At 67.2% G+C, this 17060-nt stretch carries 17 protein-coding genes and 2 riboswitches; of the genes, 8 read left to right on the top strand and 9 right to left on the bottom strand.

The annotated features are described in order from the left end of the window. Nucleotides 1-722 precede the first annotated feature (722 nt). From QSJ95_RS32240 to QSJ95_RS32265, 6 genes are all read right to left on the bottom strand, one after another. On the bottom strand, nt 723-1889 hold the full coding sequence (locus QSJ95_RS32240; RefSeq protein WP_285647809.1) for a lactonase family protein: 1167 nt from the start codon (nt 1887-1889) through the stop codon (nt 723-725). Between the two features lie 63 nt (nt 1890-1952). Next, complete coding sequence (locus QSJ95_RS32245; RefSeq protein WP_285647811.1) at nt 1953-2939, bottom strand: 2-hydroxyacid dehydrogenase; 987 nt, start codon at nt 2937-2939, stop codon at nt 1953-1955. Between the two features lie 12 nt (nt 2940-2951). Next, nucleotides 2952-4229, bottom strand: coding sequence for an MFS transporter (locus QSJ95_RS32250; RefSeq protein WP_285647813.1), 1278 nt, complete (start codon nt 4227-4229; stop codon nt 2952-2954). Nucleotides 4230-4294: 65 nt separating this feature from the next. Next, a complete protein-coding gene (locus QSJ95_RS32255) occupies nt 4295-5248 on the bottom strand; it encodes a sugar kinase (RefSeq protein WP_285647814.1) in 954 nt (317 codons plus the stop codon). Next, on the bottom strand, nt 5241-6017 hold the full coding sequence (locus QSJ95_RS32260; RefSeq protein ID WP_285647816.1) for an IolE/MocC family protein: 777 nt from the start codon (nt 6015-6017) through the stop codon (nt 5241-5243). Before QSJ95_RS32260 ends, QSJ95_RS32255 begins: the two co-directional genes overlap by 8 nt. Before the next feature lie 82 nt (nt 6018-6099). Further along, entirely contained in the window at nt 6100-7113 is a 1014-nt protein-coding gene (locus QSJ95_RS32265) for a LacI family DNA-binding transcriptional regulator (protein WP_009622620.1), read from the bottom strand. A 124-nt stretch (nt 7114-7237) separates the two neighbouring features. Further along, nucleotides 7238-7298, top strand: a riboswitch (Fluoride riboswitch). 32 nt (nt 7299-7330) lie between these two features. On the opposite strand from QSJ95_RS32265, the gene QSJ95_RS32270 reads away from it, so the two are divergent. From QSJ95_RS32270 to QSJ95_RS32280, 3 genes are all read left to right on the top strand, one after another. Then, complete coding sequence (locus tag QSJ95_RS32270; protein WP_285647818.1) at nt 7331-8935, top strand: MutS-related protein; 1605 nt, start codon at nt 7331-7333, stop codon at nt 8933-8935. Beyond that, nucleotides 8932-10434 carry a MutS-related protein gene (locus QSJ95_RS32275; protein ID WP_285647820.1) on the top strand — a complete coding sequence of 501 codons (1503 nt, stop codon included), beginning with the start codon at nt 8932-8934 and terminating at the stop codon, nt 10432-10434. Before QSJ95_RS32270 ends, QSJ95_RS32275 begins: the two co-directional genes overlap by 4 nt. Before the next feature lie 70 nt (nt 10435-10504). Continuing rightward, on the top strand, nt 10505-11674 hold the full coding sequence (locus QSJ95_RS32280) for an MFS transporter (protein WP_058489984.1): 1170 nt from the start codon (nt 10505-10507) through the stop codon (nt 11672-11674). Between the two features lie 9 nt (nt 11675-11683). On the opposite strand, the gene QSJ95_RS32285 is transcribed toward QSJ95_RS32280, so the two are convergent. The 3 genes from QSJ95_RS32285 to QSJ95_RS32295 all read right to left on the bottom strand — a co-directional run bounded on the left by QSJ95_RS32285 (nt 11684) and on the right by QSJ95_RS32295 (nt 14390). Beyond that, a complete protein-coding gene (locus QSJ95_RS32285) occupies nt 11684-12967 on the bottom strand; it encodes an MFS transporter (protein WP_285647821.1) in 1284 nt (427 codons plus the stop codon). Nucleotides 12968-13029: 62 nt separating this feature from the next. Continuing rightward, nucleotides 13030-13830, bottom strand: a complete 801-nt coding sequence (locus QSJ95_RS32290) for an endonuclease/exonuclease/phosphatase family protein (RefSeq protein WP_058489985.1) — start codon at nt 13828-13830, stop codon at nt 13030-13032. 17 nt (nt 13831-13847) lie between these two features. Continuing rightward, the gene (locus tag QSJ95_RS32295; RefSeq protein ID WP_058489986.1) at nt 13848-14390 is read right to left on the bottom strand and encodes a Chromate resistance protein ChrB; all 543 of its coding nucleotides are present in this window, start codon (nt 14388-14390) and stop codon (nt 13848-13850) included. 179 nt (nt 14391-14569) lie between these two features. Beyond that, nucleotides 14570-14632, top strand: a riboswitch (Fluoride riboswitch). Nucleotides 14633-14756: 124 nt separating this feature from the next. Between QSJ95_RS32295 and crcB the strand changes: the two genes are divergently transcribed. From crcB to QSJ95_RS32320, 5 genes are all read left to right on the top strand, one after another. Further along, nucleotides 14757-15140: a fluoride efflux transporter CrcB gene (crcB, locus tag QSJ95_RS32300; protein WP_009622628.1), complete on the top strand. Its 384-nt coding sequence runs from the start codon at nt 14757-14759 to the stop codon at nt 15138-15140. Between the two features lie 13 nt (nt 15141-15153). After that, nucleotides 15154-15498, top strand: coding sequence for a DUF190 domain-containing protein (locus QSJ95_RS32305; protein WP_285647823.1), 345 nt, complete (start codon nt 15154-15156; stop codon nt 15496-15498). Between the two features lie 20 nt (nt 15499-15518). Next, on the top strand, nt 15519-16052 hold the full coding sequence (gene ppa / locus QSJ95_RS32310) for an inorganic diphosphatase (RefSeq protein ID WP_058489988.1): 534 nt from the start codon (nt 15519-15521) through the stop codon (nt 16050-16052). Then, nucleotides 16049-16441 carry a hypothetical protein gene (locus QSJ95_RS32315; protein ID WP_058489989.1) on the top strand — a complete coding sequence of 131 codons (393 nt, stop codon included), beginning with the start codon at nt 16049-16051 and terminating at the stop codon, nt 16439-16441. The genes ppa and QSJ95_RS32315 overlap by 4 nt, the downstream gene beginning before the upstream one ends. A 45-nt stretch (nt 16442-16486) precedes the next feature. After that, the coding region (locus tag QSJ95_RS32320; protein ID WP_285647329.1) for a dihydroxy-acid dehydratase domain-containing protein at nt 16487-17060 on the top strand (574 nt) is incomplete at its 3' end.

Raw genomic sequence — 17060 nt, forward strand, 5'->3', positions numbered from 1 at the left:
CTGAACATCTTGCGGGGGCTGTGAGGTTGAGTTGGCGCTCAACGGTTTAACCCGTGCCTTCAGCCCCCGCAAGCCCTCCAGACGCCCCCTTGAAAATATTCCGGACAGTAGTGCGCGAACGCGGGAACCCAGAGACTTTTGCGTTGGGCTCGGTGTAGCGCGCCGCTCCGAGTGCTCGGATGTTTCTTGTTTCGCCCCCTCGGGCGAGTCCCTTTTGTCAAACGCCACAAAAGGAACCAAAAAGGCTTGCCCCGACATACGGGCCCGATGGAGCCGGGCTACCCTCACGAATTCCCCCGCCACGGAGGCCCGCCCCGAGGGTACGTCCCTGTAGCCCACGGGGCTCTCGCGACATCCATGTCGCATGACCTCCTGAGCGCGGGTTTCGTTCGGCCTTCTGAAGGGGCGTTTCGGTGCGCTCGGGTGTTTCTCTGGAAGTCCAAGAGCAAACGCGCTTTTGCTCTTCGTAGGAGCGAGCTTGCTCGCGAACCGCCCGGTGACATCTGCGCACTGGTTCAACTCCGCCCCCTCTCCCTAACCCTCTCCCTGAAGGGAGAGGGGACCGTTGGGCAGGGCTTGATGTCATGGCGTTAGCCGGCAGCCTCGGTGATTTCCGACTGAGGAGTATCAGGATGACTCAGAACTCCCTAGCGGCTCAGGACAGCCCCCTCTCCCGCTTGCGGGAGAGGGCTGGGGAGAGGGTGCTCTTCATCACGCCAACCTCACCGCAGGAATTTCAAATCGGAAGGCGAGTCGATGGCGAACCTCTGCACCGTCTCCCCCAACTTGCCGCTGTCCGGATCGCGGCGCATGACCACGACCTGGTTGCTCTTCTGATTCGCCACCAGCAGGAAGCGCCCACTGGGATCGAGGCTGAACTCGCGCGGCTCGATGCCCTCCACCGAGCGCCGCTGCAATTCCTTCAACTGGCCACTGGCCGGATCCACCGCATACACCAGCAACTCGCTGGCCTTGCCGCGGTTGCTGGCGTAGAGGAAGCGCCCGTCCGGCGACAGGTGCACGGCAGCGGCAGCCTTGTGCGCAGCGTCCTGGCCAGCAGCCATGTCCACCAATTGCGTGCGCTTCAGCTGGCCGTCGTGCACCTCGAACACGGCAATCTGCCCGGCCATCTCCAGGGTCAGGTAGGCGTAGCGGCCGTCGCGGCTGAACAGCAGGTGGCGCGGGCCGCTGCCCGGCGGCAGGTCCACCGCTGCCGGTTGCGCCGGGCTCAGCGGGTGCTCGCGGTTGGCCGCCTCGTAGCGGTAGACGAAGACCTTGTCCGCGCCCAGGTCCTGCACGTAGACGTAGCGCCCGTCCACCCCGGAGACCACCGAGTGCACGTGGCTGCTGGCCTGTCGTTCGGGGTTGACGCGGGAGGCGCCGTGGCGCTCCTGCTGCACCACGCCGGTCAGTTGGCCCTGCTCGTCGATGCCGAGCACTGCCAGGTTGCCGCCGGGGTCCGGGTGCACCGCGTAGTTGGCCACGAACAGGTGCCCTCCCCCGGCCGCCAGGCTGGAGTAGGTGGGCTCGTCACCACGGCTTTGCACCTGGTTCAGCAGGCTCAGCTGGTGGCTGGCCGGGTCGATGGCGAAGGCGCTGACCTTGCCGAGCGGGTCGCTCGCGCCGGGGCCGTTCTCGTTGACGGCGTAGAGGCGCGTCTGGTCGGCATTGAGCGTCAGCCAGGAGGGGTTTTCGCTGGGCACCACCTGCAGCGCCTTGGCCTGGATGTGGCCGCTGGCGCTGTCGAAACGGTAACGATAGATGCCCTGGCTGCCGGCGCCGGTGTAGGTGCCGACCAGCAGGTCGTATTGCTGGGCGGCGCTGGCCGGCCCGGCGAACAGGCCGGTGCCGGCGCACAGCAGCAGGGTCAGGGCGGCGGGTTTGATCATGATGGGCGTGTCCTTGCAGGCAGAGGGTCGGTCACGGGTCGGACCGGGTGAAAAGGCGGCGGTTCAACCGGATCGACGCGCCCAGGCGCCGGGGTTGACCAGGTTCGTCGGGCGCTCGCCGGCCAGTGCCGCCAGCAGGTTGTCCACCGCGCAGCGGGCCATGGCCTCGCGGGTTTCCTCGGTGGCCGAGCCGATGTGCGGCGTCGCCACCAGGTTGTCCAGCTGCAGCAGCGGCGAATCCGCCGGCAGCGGCTCGCGCACGAACACGTCCAGGCCGGCGCCGCGGATGCGCCGCTCGCGCAAGGCCCGCAGCAGTGCCTCTTCGTCCACTACGCGGCCGCGGGAGATGTTCACCAGGATGGCAGAGGGTTTCATCAGCGCCAGTTCGCGTTCGCCGATCAGCCCTTGCGTCTCGGCACTCAGCGGCACGCACAGGCAGACGAAGTCGGCCTCGCCCAGCAGCGCATCCAGCGACAGGTGGCGCGCGCCGTAGCGGGCCTCCACCTCCGGCCGCGGCCGCCGCGCGCTGTACAGCACCCGCATGCCGAATCCGGCCTGGGCGCGGCGCGCCAGGGCCTCGCCGATGCGGCCCATGCCGACGATGCCGAGGCTCTTGCCGTGCACGTCGCAGCCGAACTGCGCCGGGCCGATGCCGGCCTGCCAGTGCCCGGCGCGGATCCAGCGGTCCAGCTCGGCCACCCGCCGGGCGCTGGCCAGCAGCAGAGCGAAGCCGGTGTCGGCGGTGGTCTCGGTGAGCACGTCGGGGGTGTTGGTGAGCAGCACGCCGCGGCGCTCCAGCTCGGCGATGTCGTAGTTGTCCACGCCCACCGAGACGCTGGAGACCACCTCCAACTGCGGCGCCAGGTCCAGCAGCGCGGTGTCCAGGCGCAGGCTGGCGCCCAGCAGGCCCTGGGCGCCGGGCAGCGCCGCGCGCAGACGGGCCAGGCCGTCGGCGGCCGGGTCCTCGATCAGGGTCACCTCGGCGTGGGCCTGCAGGCGCTGCATCAGCGCGTCGGACAGGCGCTTGTAGAGGACGATGCGTTTCTTCATGGTCGAATCTTCCTAGTGGCCCAGCGCCGGACGAAGGCGCTCGGCTTTCTGCGAGGGGTTGAGGATGGCGGTCAGGGCGACGGCCGCCAGCAGCGCGCCGCACATGAACAGGTAGGAGGCGCCGGGCCCGCCGGTGGCGCCGTTGAGGTAGCCCACCAGCCAGGAGCCGGAGAACGAGCCCAGCGCGCCCATGCTGTTGATCAGCGCCATGGCGCCGCCGGCGACGTTGCTCGGCAGCACTTCCGGGACGATGGCGAAGAACGGCCCGTAGGGCGCGTACATGCAGGCGCCGGCGATCACCAGCAGCGCGTAGGAAGCCCAGAAGTGCTGGCTGCCCAGGGCGTAGGAGCCGTAGAAGGCCAGGGCCGCGACCAGCAGCGGCGGCCAGACGAAGCGCTTGCGCTTCTGCAGGCGGTCCGAAGCCCAGGACACCCCGAGCATCGCCAGCACCGCCACCAGGTACGGCAGCGCCGACAGCCAGCCGGCGCTGACGATGTCCAGGCCCGAGGCCTGCTTGAGGATCGACGGCAGCCAGAGCACGAAGCCGTACACGCCGATGCTCCAGCAGAAGTACTGCAGGCAGAGGATGATCACCTTCGGCGAGCGGAACGCCTCGCGGTAGTTCTTCACCGGCTTGATGCCCTGCTGCTCGGCGGCCAGGGCGCGCTGCAGCGCGGCCTTCTCGGCCTCGTCCAGCCACTTGGCCTGGGCCGGGCGGTCATCCACCAGGCGCCACCAGATGAAGGCCCAGAGCACCGCCGGCAGGCCCTCGATGATGAACATCCAGCGCCAGTCGAACTGGCTCACCAGGTAGCCGGAGAGCACCGACATCCAGAGGATGGTCACCGGGTTGCCGAGGATCAGGAAGGTGTTGGCCCGCGAGCGCTCGGCGCGGGTGAACCAGTGGCAGAGGTAGATCAGCATGGCCGGCATCACCGCCGCCTCCACCACGCCCAGCAGGAAGCGGATGCCCACCAGCAGGTAGACGTCGCGGACCATGCCGGTGAGCGTGGCCAGGCCGCCCCAGAGGATCAGGCTGGCGAAGATCAGCTTCTTCACGCTGCGCTTCTCGGCGTAGATGGCGCCGGGCACCTGGAAGAAGAAGTAGCCCAGGAAGAACAGCGCGCCCAGCAGCGACGACATCGCCGGGGTGATGTTCAGGTCCCCGGCCATGCCGGAGGCGGCGGCGAAGCCGTAGTTGGCGCGGTCCAGGTAGGCCAGGCTGTAGGTGACGAAGACGATGGGCATGATGTGCCACCAGCGGCGTGGGGCGAGTCGGTCGATCTGCATGGCATTTCTCCTGAGCTTGTTGTTCTTGTCGCAACAGGTGCCGGCCGGGCCGGCGGTTTCGGGGTTCAGGCGCGCAGGCGGGCGTCGTGGGCTTCGAGTTCGTGGCGCAGGGGCAGGCCTTCCATGTCGCCGCGCGACTGCACCGCGCGGCTGCCGCACCAGTTGCCGCGGGCCACCGCATGGCGCAGGTCGCAGCCTTCCAGCAGGGCGCTGATCACGCCCACGGCGAAGGCGTCGCCGGCGCCCACGGTGTCCACCACCCGCGCCACCGGCTGCGCCGGCACCACGCCTTCGCGGCCGTCGGCATCGCGGAAGTAGGCGCCCTCGGCACCGAGCTTGATGGCCACGCATTCCACGCCCCGTTCAAGGTAGAAGCCGGCGATGGCTTCGGGCGACTGGCGGCCGGTCAGCAGGCGGCCCTCCTCCAGCCCCGGCAGCACCCAGTGGGCCTTGGACGCCAGGGCGTTGATCTCGCGCACCATGGTGGCGCGGTCCGGCCACAGCGAGGGGCGCAGGTTGGGGTCGAAGGACACGCTGCGGCCGGCGGCGCGCATGGCGTCCAGCAGTTGATGGGACAGCTCGCGGCAGCTCGCCGAAAGCGCCGGCACTATGCCCGTGGCGTGCAGGTGGCGGGCGCGCAGCAGACCCGGACGCAGCAGCGCCGGCGACATGCGGCTGGCCGCCGAATTGCGGCGGAAGTATTCCACCCGCGGGTCGCTGCCGTCGTCGCAGCGGGCCTTGAGCTGGAAGCCGGTGGGGTGCTGCGCGTCCACCTCCACGCCGTCGCAGTCCAGGCCCTCGCGGCGCAGGCTGGCCAGCACGAAGCGGCCCAGGCTGTCGTCGCCCACCCGGCTCAGCCAGTTCACCCGCAGGCCCAGGCGCGCAAGGCCGATGGCCACGTTGCTGTCGGCGCCGGCGATGCGCTTGCCGAAGCCATCCACCTCGGCCAGGTCGCCGCACTGCTCGGCGACGAACATGGCCATGGTCTCGCCGAAGCAGAGCACGTCGTGTTCAGCCATGGCGCACCTCCGCGGCGCGGCCCAACTGCGCCAGTTGCGCGACCTGCTCGCGGATCAGGCTGGCCAGGTCGTCGCCGGCCAGCGGGTATTCGATGGCGCGCGGCACGCCGGGGGCGAAGCGAGCCAGCAGCGCCTCCCACTCGTCGAGGTCGGCGGGCTGCGGTGGTATGGCCACCAGGCGCCCGTCCTCGCGGCGGCGCACCGCCTTGCAATGCACGTAGCGCACCCAGGGCCCGAGCAGGCGCGCGGCCTGCTGCGGCGACTCGCCCTGCCAGTGCCAGTTGCCGATGTCGAAGGTCATGGCCAGCGGCAGGCCCAGCTCGGCGGCGCGGCGAAAGCAGCGCAGCAGCGGCTCGACGCGGCCACCCTGGGCGGTCTGGTCGTTCTCCACCAGCAGCGCCGGCCCCTGCGCCAGCAAGGGGCGCAGGGCCTCCAGGTCGCACTCGTCGCGGTAGTGGCCGAGGGAAACCTTCAGCGCCACGGCGCCGGCCTCCCCTGCCAGGCGCAGGCGTTCGGCCACCGCCGGCTCCAGGCTGGCGTCGGCGCGCCACAGCTCCAGCGGCGCCGAGTACAGGCTTTCCAGCCCCTGGGCGGCGCTGGCCGCGGCCAGGGTGGCGGCGTCGGGCAGCGCGTCGAAGAGCTCTTCGCGCCATTCGACGCGGCTCGCGCCGGCCTCGGCCAGCAGCGCCAGGTAGGCGGCCTGGCCCCGCTGGCGCACGGCATCGGCGCCGAAACTGGACAGGCTGATGGATACGGGGTTCGCGTGCATTGTTCTTGTCCTTCTCGTTCAGCCGGATGAAACCGGTTTCATTTCTAGCTGAAAACTAGAGCGGCGCCGGGCCGCCCCGGTTTCAGCCGCGTGCTGGGGTGGAGCCTCTGACGATGAGTTCGGCGCGCAGGTCCAGGCGCCGCGCCGGCAGCGTGGCGCCCTGCAGGCGTTCCAGCAGGCACTGGAAGGCCGCCTGGCCGATGCGTTCGGTGGGTTGGGCCAGGGCGGTGATGCCGCCGCCGACCAGGGGGTACCAGTCCAGTTCGTCGAGGGCCAGCAGGCCGACCTCGTCGAACAGGCGCACGCCCATCTCGTGCAGGGTGCGGGTGGCGCACAGGGTGGCCACGCCATTGCAGGTGAACAGCGCCTGCGGGCCGTGCCCGGCGCCGGCGAGGAAGGCGGCCAGCTGCCCGCGCAGGTCGCCGCCGGTTTCCAGCACCTGGCCGCGCAGGCCGGGCCGGCGGGCGATGGAGGCCTGGAAAGCGGCCACCCGCTCCTGCCGCGAGCTGGTGCCGTCCAGCGGCTCGCTGACCGCCAGGATGTCGCGGTAGCCGCGGGCCTGCAGGTGGTCCAGGGCCTGCTCCACGGCATCGGCGTTGTCCAGCCCCACCAGGTCGGAGCGCAGCTCTTCCAACTGGCGGTCCACCAGCACCATGGGCAGCTCGCGGGCCAGGCTGGCCAGCTCGCCGGCATGGTGGCCGAGGGTGTTCACGATCAGGCCTTCGACGTTGTACGACTGCAGCGCTTCCAGGTGCAGGCGCTCCTGCTCGTCGTCGCGGTCGGTGTTGCACACCACCAGGCTGTAGCCGTGCTGGCGGCAGGCGGTCTCCACGCCGTGCATCACGGCGATGGAGTAAGGGTTGCGGATGTCTGCCAGGAGCATACCGACCAGCCGCGTGCGGCCGCGCTTGAGGCCGCTGGCCATGCGGTTGGGGCGGTAGCCGAGCTGCTCGATCACCGCCTCGATGCGCTGGGCGGTGGCGTCGGCGAGCAGTTGCCGGTCGCCGCCGATGTAGCGCGAGACCGTGGCCTTGGAAACGCCGGCAGCACGGGCCACCTCGCTGATGGTAACCCGCCCGCGGGCAGGCGGCAGCATGTCGTTCACCCTTTCGATCCTTTTGTATGCGCTTCTGCGGGAAGGGCTATGAAACCGGTTTCAATAAATCAGGGATGAAGTCTGTCGTCAAGCACCGGCGGACGCAACGGGATTCTGCTAGGGTTGAAACCCAGGAGATGGCATTCCTCCTTCAACCGCCCCGTGCTGATGATGCCTGCATGACCCCGGACGACATCCGCCCCCGGAGGAATGGATCATGTCATCAGCCATGCAGCCGCTTTCCGGCACCGCCGCGCTCGATCCGCACGTCGCGGACACACAAGCCGGCGACTTCCACAGCATCCTCTTCCCCGGCGCCCGGCGCCCTCCCCTGGCCAGCGCGCCGCCGCCCTGCTTCAAGGACCTGAACCTCGACCAGGTGGTCGACGCCATCACCGCCGACCGCCACGAGTACGACCTGGAGCCGTTCTTCTACACCCACCTGGACGACCTCGACGCCATCGTCTACCGCCAGGAGGTGATGCACGAGCTGCTCGACCCCGGCCTGCTCGCCGACCTCCAGGCCTTCGCCGCCGGCATGCGCGCCGTGCGCCGGCACCTGGTGCCGGAAGAGAAGCTCTACTACCCGCGCCAGCAACAGCGCAGCTTCGTCGAGGCGGTGCGCGTCTATTGCGCCACGCTCAACCAACTGGCCCAGGCCCTGGCCGCTCGCCCCTTCGAGTCGCGCGGCCTGCGCGGCTTGCTGGCGTACCTGGGGCGCTACCTGGCCTCGGAACGCTTCGTCGGCCTGGCCGGCAACACCCGGCACCTGCTCGACGGGCTCGGCGCCGTCACCTACTCGATGCTGATCAGCGGCAACCAGGTCCGCGTCCAGCGCTACGAGCCGACCGAGGACATCAGCACGGCCATCGGCAGGACCTTCGCCAAGTTCCGCCAGGGCGACGTGCGCGACTACCACGCTAAGTTCAACGAATGGCCGGGCATGAACCACGTCGAGGCGGCGGTGCTGGACATGGTGGCGCAGCTCTACCCGGAGGTCTTCGCCGAGCAGGCGGAATTCTGCGACAAGCATGCCGGCTTCCTCGACGACACCGTGCAGGCCTTCGACCGCGAGGTGCAGTTCTACCTGGCGTACCTGGCCTACATCCAGCCGCTGGTGGACGCCGGCATGAGCTTCTGCTTCCCCGGCGTGCGCACCGACAGCAAGGCCGTGTTCGCCCGCAACGCCTTCGACCTCGCCCTGGCCAGCCGCCTGGTGCGCAACAGCAACAAGCTGGAGGTGGTGTGCAACGACTTCGAGCTTGCCGGGCGCGAGCGCATCCTGGTGGTCTCCGGCCCCAACCAGGGCGGCAAGACCACCTTCGCCCGCCTGTTCGGCCAACTGCACTACCTGGCCTGCATCGGCTGCCGGGTGCCGGCCGGGTCCGCCGAGCTGTTCCTCTTCGACCGCCTGTTCACCCTGTTCGAGAAACAGGAGCGCCCCGGCGACCTGCGCGGCAAGCTGCAGGACGACCTGCTCCGCGCCCGCGGCATACTCGAAGGCGCCAGCGAGCGCAGCCTGGTGCTGATCAACGAAATCTTCTCCTCGACCACCGCCGCCGACGCCGCCTTCCTCGGCCAGAAGATCCTCGGGCGGATCATCGAACTGGACGCCCTCTGCGTGTGCGTCACCTTCATCTACGAGCTGACGCAGATGGGCGAGACCATCGTCAGCATGATGAGCTGCGTCGACCCGGACGACCCGTCCCGGCGCACCTTCAAGGTCCTGCGCAAGCCGCCGGACCGGCTGTCCTACGCCCTCTCCATCGCCCGCAAGCACCGCCTCACCTACGCCAGCGTGAAGGAGCGCATCCGGCCATGAAAGCCCACCTCATGTACCCGCAGGCCGACTTCGACCTGGACAGGCAGCCGCCGCTGCACGCCGACGACCTGGTCCAGGACCTGGCCCTGGACAGCCTGTTCGACGCCATGGCCGGCGACGACAAGTTCCTCCGCCAGGTCGCCCGCTGCGCCCTGCTGACCGCCTTCGACAGCACCCCGGAAGTGGTCGGCCATCGCCAGGCGGTGCTGCGCGACTGCCTGGCCAACCAGGCGCTGGTGCGCGACCTGTACCAGCTCGCGCTGGATGTGCTGGGGCTGGAGAAAAACGTCTACCTGAGCTTCATGACCAAGTACCCCAGCAGCATCATGCACCGCTCGCTGAAGCTGCTGCACCTGCAGATCGACCTGCTCCGGCGCCTGCGGCGGATGGCCGACGAGCAGGCCGGGCGCTTCGCCTCGGACGGCTTCGGCAAGCTGTTCGGGCTGATCCGCGAGGAAATCAGCGACCAGTATTTCGCCGAACTCAATGCGCATTTCGAGCAGCTCAAGCTGCGCAAGGGCTTCCTCGTCAGCGCCCGCCTGGGCCCGCTGAACCGCGGCCTGGACTACTGCCTGCGGCGCTACCCCAAGCCCCGGGGCAACTGGCTGCAGCGCCTGGTGCAGAAGAAACCGGAGAGCTATGTCTACGAGATCGCCGAGCGCGACGAAACCGGCGCCACGGCGCTGGCGGAGCTGCAGGACAGGGGCGCCAACGAGGTCGCCAACGCCCTCGCCCAGGCCGCCGAGCACATCACCAGCTTCTTCGAGATGCTGCGCACGGAGCTGGCGTTCTACATCGGCTGCCTGAACCTGCGCGAGCGCCTGAGCGAGCTGCGCTGCGCAATCGGCTTCCCCGAGGTCGGCCCCGCCGGGCAGTGCCAGCAGGCCTTCGAAGGCCTCTACGACATCTGCCTGGCGCTGAACATGCGGCGCCAGGTGGTGGGCAACGACCTGGCCGGCGACGGCCGCCGGCTGTTCGTCATCACCGGCGCCAACCAGGGCGGCAAGTCCACCTTCCTGCGCAGCATCGGCCTGGCCCAGCTGATGCTGCAGTGCGGCCTGTTCGTCCCGGCCCGGCGCCTGCGCGCCAACCTCTGCGACGGCCTGTACACCCACTACAAGCGCGAGGAAGACGCCAGCATGAGGCGCGGCAAGCTGGACGAGGAACTGGCGCGCATGAGCGAAATCGTCGACCACCTGAGCCCGCGCTCCATCCTGCTGTGCAACGAATCCTTCGCCGCCACCAACGAGCGCGAGGGCTCGGAAATCGCCCGCCAGGTCGTGCGCGCCCTGGCCGAGGCCGGGGTGAAGACCTTCTTCGTCACCCACCTCCACGACTTCGCCGAAAGCCTCTACCGCGAGCCGCCCGAAGGCAGCCTGTTCCTGCGCGCCGAACGCCGGGACGACGGCGGGCGGACCTTCCGCATCGTCGAGGGCGAGCCGCTGGCCACCGCCTTCGGCACCGACCTGTATGCGCAGGTCTTCGGCGAACCGGCCTGAGGGCGGAGCCGGTACGGTCGCACGACCGTCCGGCGGAGCGCAGCGCGCCGCCCTGCGCTTCATACTGCTGATGGGCGTGCTGAGCTTCTTCGCCGACTTCACCTACGAAGGCGCGCGTAGCAGCATCGGGCCGTACCTGGCGACACTGGGAGCGACGGCCACCGTGGTCGGCGTGGTCACCGGTCTCGGCGAGTTGCTCGGCTATGGGCTGAGGCTGGTGTCGGGCCGGCTCGCTGACAGCACCGGGCAGTTCTGGCCCATCAGCATCGCCGGCTACCTGCTGCAGATGAGTGCCGTCCCAGCACTGGCCCTGACTCACGACTGGCCCAGCGCCGCCGCACTGATCGTGCTGGAACGGGTCGGCAAGGCAGTGCGCAACCCACCACGCGACGTGATGCTGGCCCAGGCCGCCAGACAGGTCGGAGGCTACGGCTGGACGTTCGGTATCCACGAAGCTCTCGACCAGTTCGGCGCCATGCTCGGCCCCCTGCTGGTGGCGGCGGTACTCGCCCGCCAGGGGGACTACCGCAGCGCCTTCGCCTTGCTGCTGGTGCCGGCCGCGCTCAACATCGGCCTGGTGCTGCTGACGCGCTGGCTCTACCCGCGCCCCCAGGACATGGAGAACGAACCAGGCAACCCGGAGCAACACAACGGCCTGCCACACACCTACTGGTTGTACTTCTGCGCCGCCCTGCTGGTGGCGGCCGGTTTCGCCGACTACCCGCTGATGGCCTACCATTTCAGCCGCACCCACAGCGTGCCCACGCAGTGGATAGCAATCTTCTACGCGGTGGCGATGGGCGTGAGCGGCTGTGGTTCCCTGCTGTTCGGCCGCCTGTTCGACCGTTACGGCTTCAAGGTGCTGGTCGGCCTGACACTGGCGAGCAGCGCCTTCGCCCCGCTGACGCTGCTCGGCGGCTTCTGGTGCGCGCTCTGGGGAGCGGCGATCTGGGGTATGGGCATGGGCGTGCACGAATCCATCATCCCCGCCGCCGTCGCCCCCATGGTGCCCAGCACCCGCCGTGCCTCGGCCTTCGGCCTGTTCACCGCCGGCTACGGCATCGCGTGGTTCGCCGGCAGCAGTCTCATCGGCATCCTCTACGATCACTCGCTGGCGGCGACCGTGGCGTTCTGCGTACTCAGCCAGTTGGCGGCTGTTCCAATCCTCTGGTACGTCGGCCAGCGGATCGGGAATCTGGCCCCGGGCGACGACCGCTACTCGTCACCAGCACCACCGTAGCAAGCCCCCTCAACGTCCGGCAGTACCGGACATCCGTGCCAACGCTCCGGTACCGGCGACCATCAGTACCGCCGCCAGCAGAAAAGCGAGTACGGGCGAAACGGAGGTCCAGAGCAAACCGACAGTAGCGCTCGAAACGAACTTCGCCGTACCGTTCACCGTGCCGAGCGCACCGTAGCTCAGGGCCAGAGTCTCCGGCTCCACCATATCGGCGGTCACGGTGGACTCCAGGGCCTCCTGCACCGACACGTACAGGCCCGCGACGGTGAAGAGCAGCGCCAGCAATGGCACGCTGTCCAGCCGCAGCCAGAAGGCCAGTGCTGCCAGCAACGCCGTCAAGCTACCCAGGGCATACCCTGCGACAAGTACCGGCAGCGATCCCAAACGATCCGCCAACACACCGATGGGATAGGACGTCAGAACCTGGACCAGGTTGCGCCAGACATACAGCAGGCCGGCGACCTGTGCCGCCTGGACCACGCCCAGGGTATCGCTGAGCAATTGCGTGGCAGCGAGTATCAACAGGCTGTGACTGAAATCACCGACGCCGAACAGCCCGACCGCCCCCAGGTAGCGCTTGAAGCGCAGAGGCAGGCCCTTGAGGGTCTGGAAGAATTTCAGCTCTGGGTTCGCTGAGTGCTGCGGATCCTTGACCAGGGTCAGGAACGCCAGCACGGCAAGGACGCCGGGAATAACGCTCAGCCACAGCACCAGGCGGAACGGCCCGCTGTCATCGTCCCAGTGCAGCTGCTGGGCCCAGCCGAGCAGCGCGACGCCCAGCAGGGGCCCGGCCACGGCGCCCACAGTATCCATCGCGCGGTGGAAGCCGAAGGCCCGGCCGCGGGTCTCGGCAGTCACCGCCTGGATCACGATGACATCGCGCAATGGCCCGCGCAGCCCCTTGCCGAACCAGGACACCAGCCGCCCGAGGAGGATCAGTGGCCAGCCCAGCGCCAGGGCCAGCAGCACCTGGCCGACCGGCGTCAACCCGTAGCCGATCACCACCAGTAGCTTGCGATGCCCCAGCTTGTCGGCGATGTAGCCGGAGAACATCTTGGTGTAGGCGGCCAGGGCATCGGCGATGCCCTCGATGGTGCCCAGCGCGGCGGCGGGCACCCCGAGCACCGCCAGGAACCCCGGCAGGATCACGGTGGTGGTCTCGTAGCAGAAATCGCCCAGGGCGCTGGTCAACCCCGCCCCCGCGACAGTTCTATTGAGCCAGGTCGATCGGCTTGTGCTGCTTTGAGAGGTGTCGTTTTTTTCCAAGGGGCGTTCTTGATACTGGCTCATCATGCGATCTCGATGGTAAGGAGCACGTAATCCCAGCCGCTGCGCTAACGTCGGCGGAATCATGGTCAAATCTCGAATGTCGCCAGGACCGGATAGTGATCGGAGGCACTGTCGGTGGCAGGCGTACGAATCACTTGGTAGCCAACGGCCTTACTGGCGAGGGCTGGTGTAGCCAGAACGTAGTCACACCGCATCTGCGCGAACTCGGCGTTGGTATATGCCGCCGTTGGCACCGTGGGTGTCGGCGCTGGCTGGAGAAGGTGCCCTACATCGACCCAACCAGCCGTTTCGAGCGTTGCAAGTACCGTCCTATCAGCGTGACGCCCATCACCGGCGTAGCGAATACGGTGATGGGCAGCCAGCAGATCGAATCCCCGCGGCTCCGGATCATGCGGAGATGCCGAGTTGAAGTCTCCTGCAAGGAGCCGGTACTCACCGGGGGTGGCCTGCACGGCCAGATAGGCAGCCTCGCGACGCCTGACATCCACGCCATTCGGGCACAAATGGACACTCGTCAGGTGCAGGCTCTGCTTGATCCCGGGCAATGCCACCCTCAAAGATGCAACGCTGTGATGAAAGTTGGACGGATCGCTCTCGAACGAGAGCGGCCTCAGAGGCTGCCGAATAAAGATCGCAAGATGCTGCCCCGTCCTTGGCGCCAGGGCCAGAAAGCCTCGCATTTGAAGCTGGTGCTCCATGTCATACAACCAGCTCCCCCCATTCGCATCGAATCCACGGGCCTCCTGCATCAGGAAGACATCGGGTTCCAGCTCCCGCACCAAGCCAATCTGTGCCGCGGCCCGACGGGTATCGGCACCGTCACGGCCGGCGAACAGGGTGTTGTACGTCAGCACTTTCAACTGCATGGAGCACCTCTTTCAGGTCATCGGTTTTCGTCCTGCGCCTCGAACACGCGCTGGGCGTAGGTATCCAGTAAGGTTTCGCAGTGCTGCAGGCGCTGCTCCGCTTCCACCAGCAGTGGCGCGCCGTAGAAATCCAGCTTGCGGATCTTCTCCAACCAGTTCTGCAGCTTCTTCAGGTCGACATCGTTCTCTTCCAGCTCGGCATAGGTGAAGTGGCAGGCCGCGGTCTCCTTGGCGATCTCCGCCTCGAAGTCATCGCACTTGTCGAGCAACTCGCGGTATTCCTCATCACGGTCAGCCTTGAAGCGGCCGACGACCTTGTCCTCCTGCAGCCGATCCAGAGCGACGGTCTCCAGGATCACAGAGTCGCCGGACATCGCATCGATCTCGTGCTCCAGCATCTTCAGCTGGCGCACGTGTTCGTCGTTCTTGGGCAGCAGGCATACACCGTTCTGCAGGTACACAGCGCCCATGCCCTTGAGCTTGCGCCACAGCGCGATGCGCTTCTTGGCGGGCTCAGAAGGAACCTTGTAGGTGAGGAGGAGCCAGTTCTGGTTCGTCATGATGTGCAATCCTAATGTTACGACTGTTACATTTTAAAGGAATGAAAAAATATAAGCTTATGGTTACAGTTGGGGAGAAAGATAGAAACGGATTTTGTCCAGCTTGACGGCGTGAGTGGGTTGTACAGCTGCGATCGGCTATCCAGGGGGTTTTCCCCGAAGAGGTAAAAATGCTAGTTTTTACGGTAGGAGATGGCATTCCTCCTCATAACCGCCTTCGTGCTGATGATGCCTACGTGAACCCTGGACAGGGTGCGTAGGTGTGCGTCCTGTCCTTTTGCAAAAGGACCGGACCGTGACCGCAACACCCCACCCATTCCCCTCCCCCGCATCGCCCGTACCCTCTTTCCATGGGGGCTCGCCGGCATGTTGAAATCCATCCTGGTGATCGTCCTCGGCGGCTCCATCGGCTGCCTGCTGCGCTGGTTCCTCGGCCTGCAGCTCAACGCCCTGTTCCCCACCATTCCGCCGGGCACCTGGGCCGCCAACATGATCGGCGGCTACGTCGTCGGCCTGGCCGTGGCCTTCTTCGCCGCCAACCCTAGCCTCAGCCCGGAATGGCGCCTGCTGCTGATCACCGGCTTCTGCGGCGGCCTGACCACCTTCTCGACCTTTTCCGCGGAAACCTTCTCGCTGCTGCAGACCGGCCGCGTGGCCTGGGCGCTGGGGGAAATCGCGGTGCACGTCGTAGGTTCGCTGCTGGCAACGGCCGCGGGCGTTCTAACCTACACATTGCTGGGCGCACGCTGACGGAGGCGCAATCATGAAAGGCTACCTGGTGACATTCTTCACCCAACAGAGCCGCCGCCACGGCGGCAAGCTGATCACCGACTGGATGGTCGACCTGGCCCGGGGCATGAAGCTCAAGGGCGCCACCCTGGTCGTCGGCGCCGAAGGCTTCGGCCACGCCGGGCGGGTGCACTCCTACCACTTCTTCGAACTGGCCGACCAGCCGGTGGAAATCTGCCTGGCCGTCACCGAGGACGAGTGCGAGCGCCTGTTCGAACGCCTGGAGGCCGAGGACCTCGCCCTGTTCTACGTGAAGACCCCGGTGGAAATGGGCACCGTGGGCAAGCGCAAGGCCGACCGCGACCCCCCCGCCACCTGACGTTTACGGAGACCCGCGACATGAGCTTCACCGACCTCCCCGCCGGCCTGGGCATCCCGGACGATCTCTACGCCGTGATCGAAATCCCGGCCAACCATGCGCCGATCAAGTACGAGCTGGACAAGGCCAGCGGCCAGCTGTTCGTCGACCGCTTCCTCAGCACGCCGATGTTCTACCCGGCCAACTACGGCTTCATTCCATCCACCCTGAGCGAGGACGGCGACCCGCTGGACATCCTGGTCGTCGCCCCCTGCCCGGTCGCGCCCGGTACGGTATTGCGCTGCCGCCCGCTCGGCGTGATGTACATGACCGACGAAGCCGGGCCGGACGCCAAGATCATCGCCGTGCCCCACGACAAGCTCAGCACCCTGTACGCCAACCTGCGCCAGTGCGGCGACCTGAGCGACCTGCTGCTCAAGCAGATCCAGCACTTCTTCGAGAACTACAAGACCCTCGAACCCGGCAAATGGGTGCGCATGGAGCGCTGGGGCAGCCTGGACGACGCCCGCGAGGAAATCCGCAAGGCGGTGGCCGCCTATGGAGCGAGCCATTGAACGACAGCATTACCCAGCCCAGGGCGACTTGGTTACCTGCGCTCCCACTGCGCCTGGAAGCAAGCTATTTGTCACTCGGTCTGCTTGGTGGCTGGCTTTTCGCCCAGTCGGCCGCCGGCCTGGTCGGGCTGGTACCACTGAGCATTGGCCTGGCATGGGCGCTTGTCCGACTCGCCATAAGTGCCTATCGGCAATGCTCGGCGGCGCTCTGCTTCTGCGGCGGCATCGCAGCTTGCTCTTCCAAGCTTGCAGAGATCGTCAGCTTCTACACCCAGGGGCAGCGCTCCCTGGCTTTCAGCGAGATACCTGAGCTTTTCATCTGCGTAGTGCTTCCACCGCTCATCGCCATGATCTTGGTACTGCTAGTGAATCTCGTGCTCAACGATTGAACAACACAAGACAAGAAATCATCTGATTAGCCAACAGGACCCACCATGCCCGATTACCGCTCGAAAACCTCCACCCACGGCCGCAACATGGCCGGCGCCCGCGCCCTCTGGCGCGCCACCGGGATGAAGGACGAAGACTTCAAGAAACCGATCATCGCCATCGCCAACTCCTTCACCCAGTTCGTGCCCGGCCACGTGCACCTGAAGGACCTGGGCCAACTGGTCGCCCGCGAGATCGAGAAGGCCGGGGGCGTGGCCAAGGAATTCAACACCATAGCCGTCGACGACGGCATCGCCATGGGCCATGACGGCATGCTCTATTCCCTGCCGTCGCGCGAGATCATCGCCGACTCCGTGGAATACATGGTCAACGCTCACTGCGCCGACGCCATCGTCTGCATCTCCAACTGCGACAAGATCACCCCCGGCATGCTGATGGCCGCCCTGCGCCTGAACATCCCGGTGGTGTTCGTCTCCGGCGGCCCGATGGAAGCCGGCAAGACCAAGCTGGCCAGCCACGGCCTGGACCTGGTCGACGCCATGGTGGTCGCGGCGGACGATTCCTGCTCCGACGAGAAGGTCGCCGAATACGAGCGCAGCGCCTGCCCCACCTGCGGCT

The sequence above is a fragment of the Pseudomonas sp. NBRC 100443 genome, from assembly GCF_030268185.1.
GTDB lineage: Bacteria > Pseudomonadota > Gammaproteobacteria > Pseudomonadales > Pseudomonadaceae > Pseudomonas > Pseudomonas citronellolis.

Excerpts from the sequence above, each read along its gene's own strand:
- crcB (WP_009622628.1), top strand. The coding sequence starts at position 14,757 with ATGTTGAAATCCATCCTGGTGATCGTCCTCGGCGGCTCCATCGGCTGC.
- QSJ95_RS32255 (WP_285647814.1), bottom strand. The coding sequence starts at position 5,248 with ATGGCTGAACACGACGTGCTCTGCTTCGGCGAGACCATGGCCATGTTC.
- QSJ95_RS32265 (WP_009622620.1), bottom strand. The coding sequence starts at position 7,113 with ATGCTGCCGCCTGCCCGCGGGCGGGTTACCATCAGCGAGGTGGCCCGT.
- QSJ95_RS32290 (WP_058489985.1), bottom strand. The coding sequence starts at position 13,830 with ATGCAGTTGAAAGTGCTGACGTACAACACCCTGTTCGCCGGCCGTGAC.
- QSJ95_RS32270 (WP_285647818.1), top strand. The coding sequence starts at position 7,331 with ATGTCATCAGCCATGCAGCCGCTTTCCGGCACCGCCGCGCTCGATCCG.
- ppa (WP_058489988.1), top strand. The coding sequence starts at position 15,519 with ATGAGCTTCACCGACCTCCCCGCCGGCCTGGGCATCCCGGACGATCTC.
- QSJ95_RS32260 (WP_285647816.1), bottom strand. The coding sequence starts at position 6,017 with ATGCACGCGAACCCCGTATCCATCAGCCTGTCCAGTTTCGGCGCCGAT.
- QSJ95_RS32275 (WP_285647820.1), top strand. The coding sequence starts at position 8,932 with ATGAAAGCCCACCTCATGTACCCGCAGGCCGACTTCGACCTGGACAGG.
- QSJ95_RS32240 (WP_285647809.1), bottom strand. The coding sequence starts at position 1,889 with ATGATCAAACCCGCCGCCCTGACCCTGCTGCTGTGCGCCGGCACCGGC.
- QSJ95_RS32250 (WP_285647813.1), bottom strand. The coding sequence starts at position 4,229 with ATGCAGATCGACCGACTCGCCCCACGCCGCTGGTGGCACATCATGCCC.
- QSJ95_RS32280 (WP_058489984.1), top strand. The coding sequence starts at position 10,505 with ATGGGCGTGCTGAGCTTCTTCGCCGACTTCACCTACGAAGGCGCGCGT.
- QSJ95_RS32285 (WP_285647821.1), bottom strand. The coding sequence starts at position 12,967 with ATGATGAGCCAGTATCAAGAACGCCCCTTGGAAAAAAACGACACCTCT.
- QSJ95_RS32245 (WP_285647811.1), bottom strand. The coding sequence starts at position 2,939 with ATGAAGAAACGCATCGTCCTCTACAAGCGCCTGTCCGACGCGCTGATG.
- QSJ95_RS32295 (WP_058489986.1), bottom strand. The coding sequence starts at position 14,390 with ATGACGAACCAGAACTGGCTCCTCCTCACCTACAAGGTTCCTTCTGAG.
- QSJ95_RS32305 (WP_285647823.1), top strand. The coding sequence starts at position 15,154 with ATGAAAGGCTACCTGGTGACATTCTTCACCCAACAGAGCCGCCGCCAC.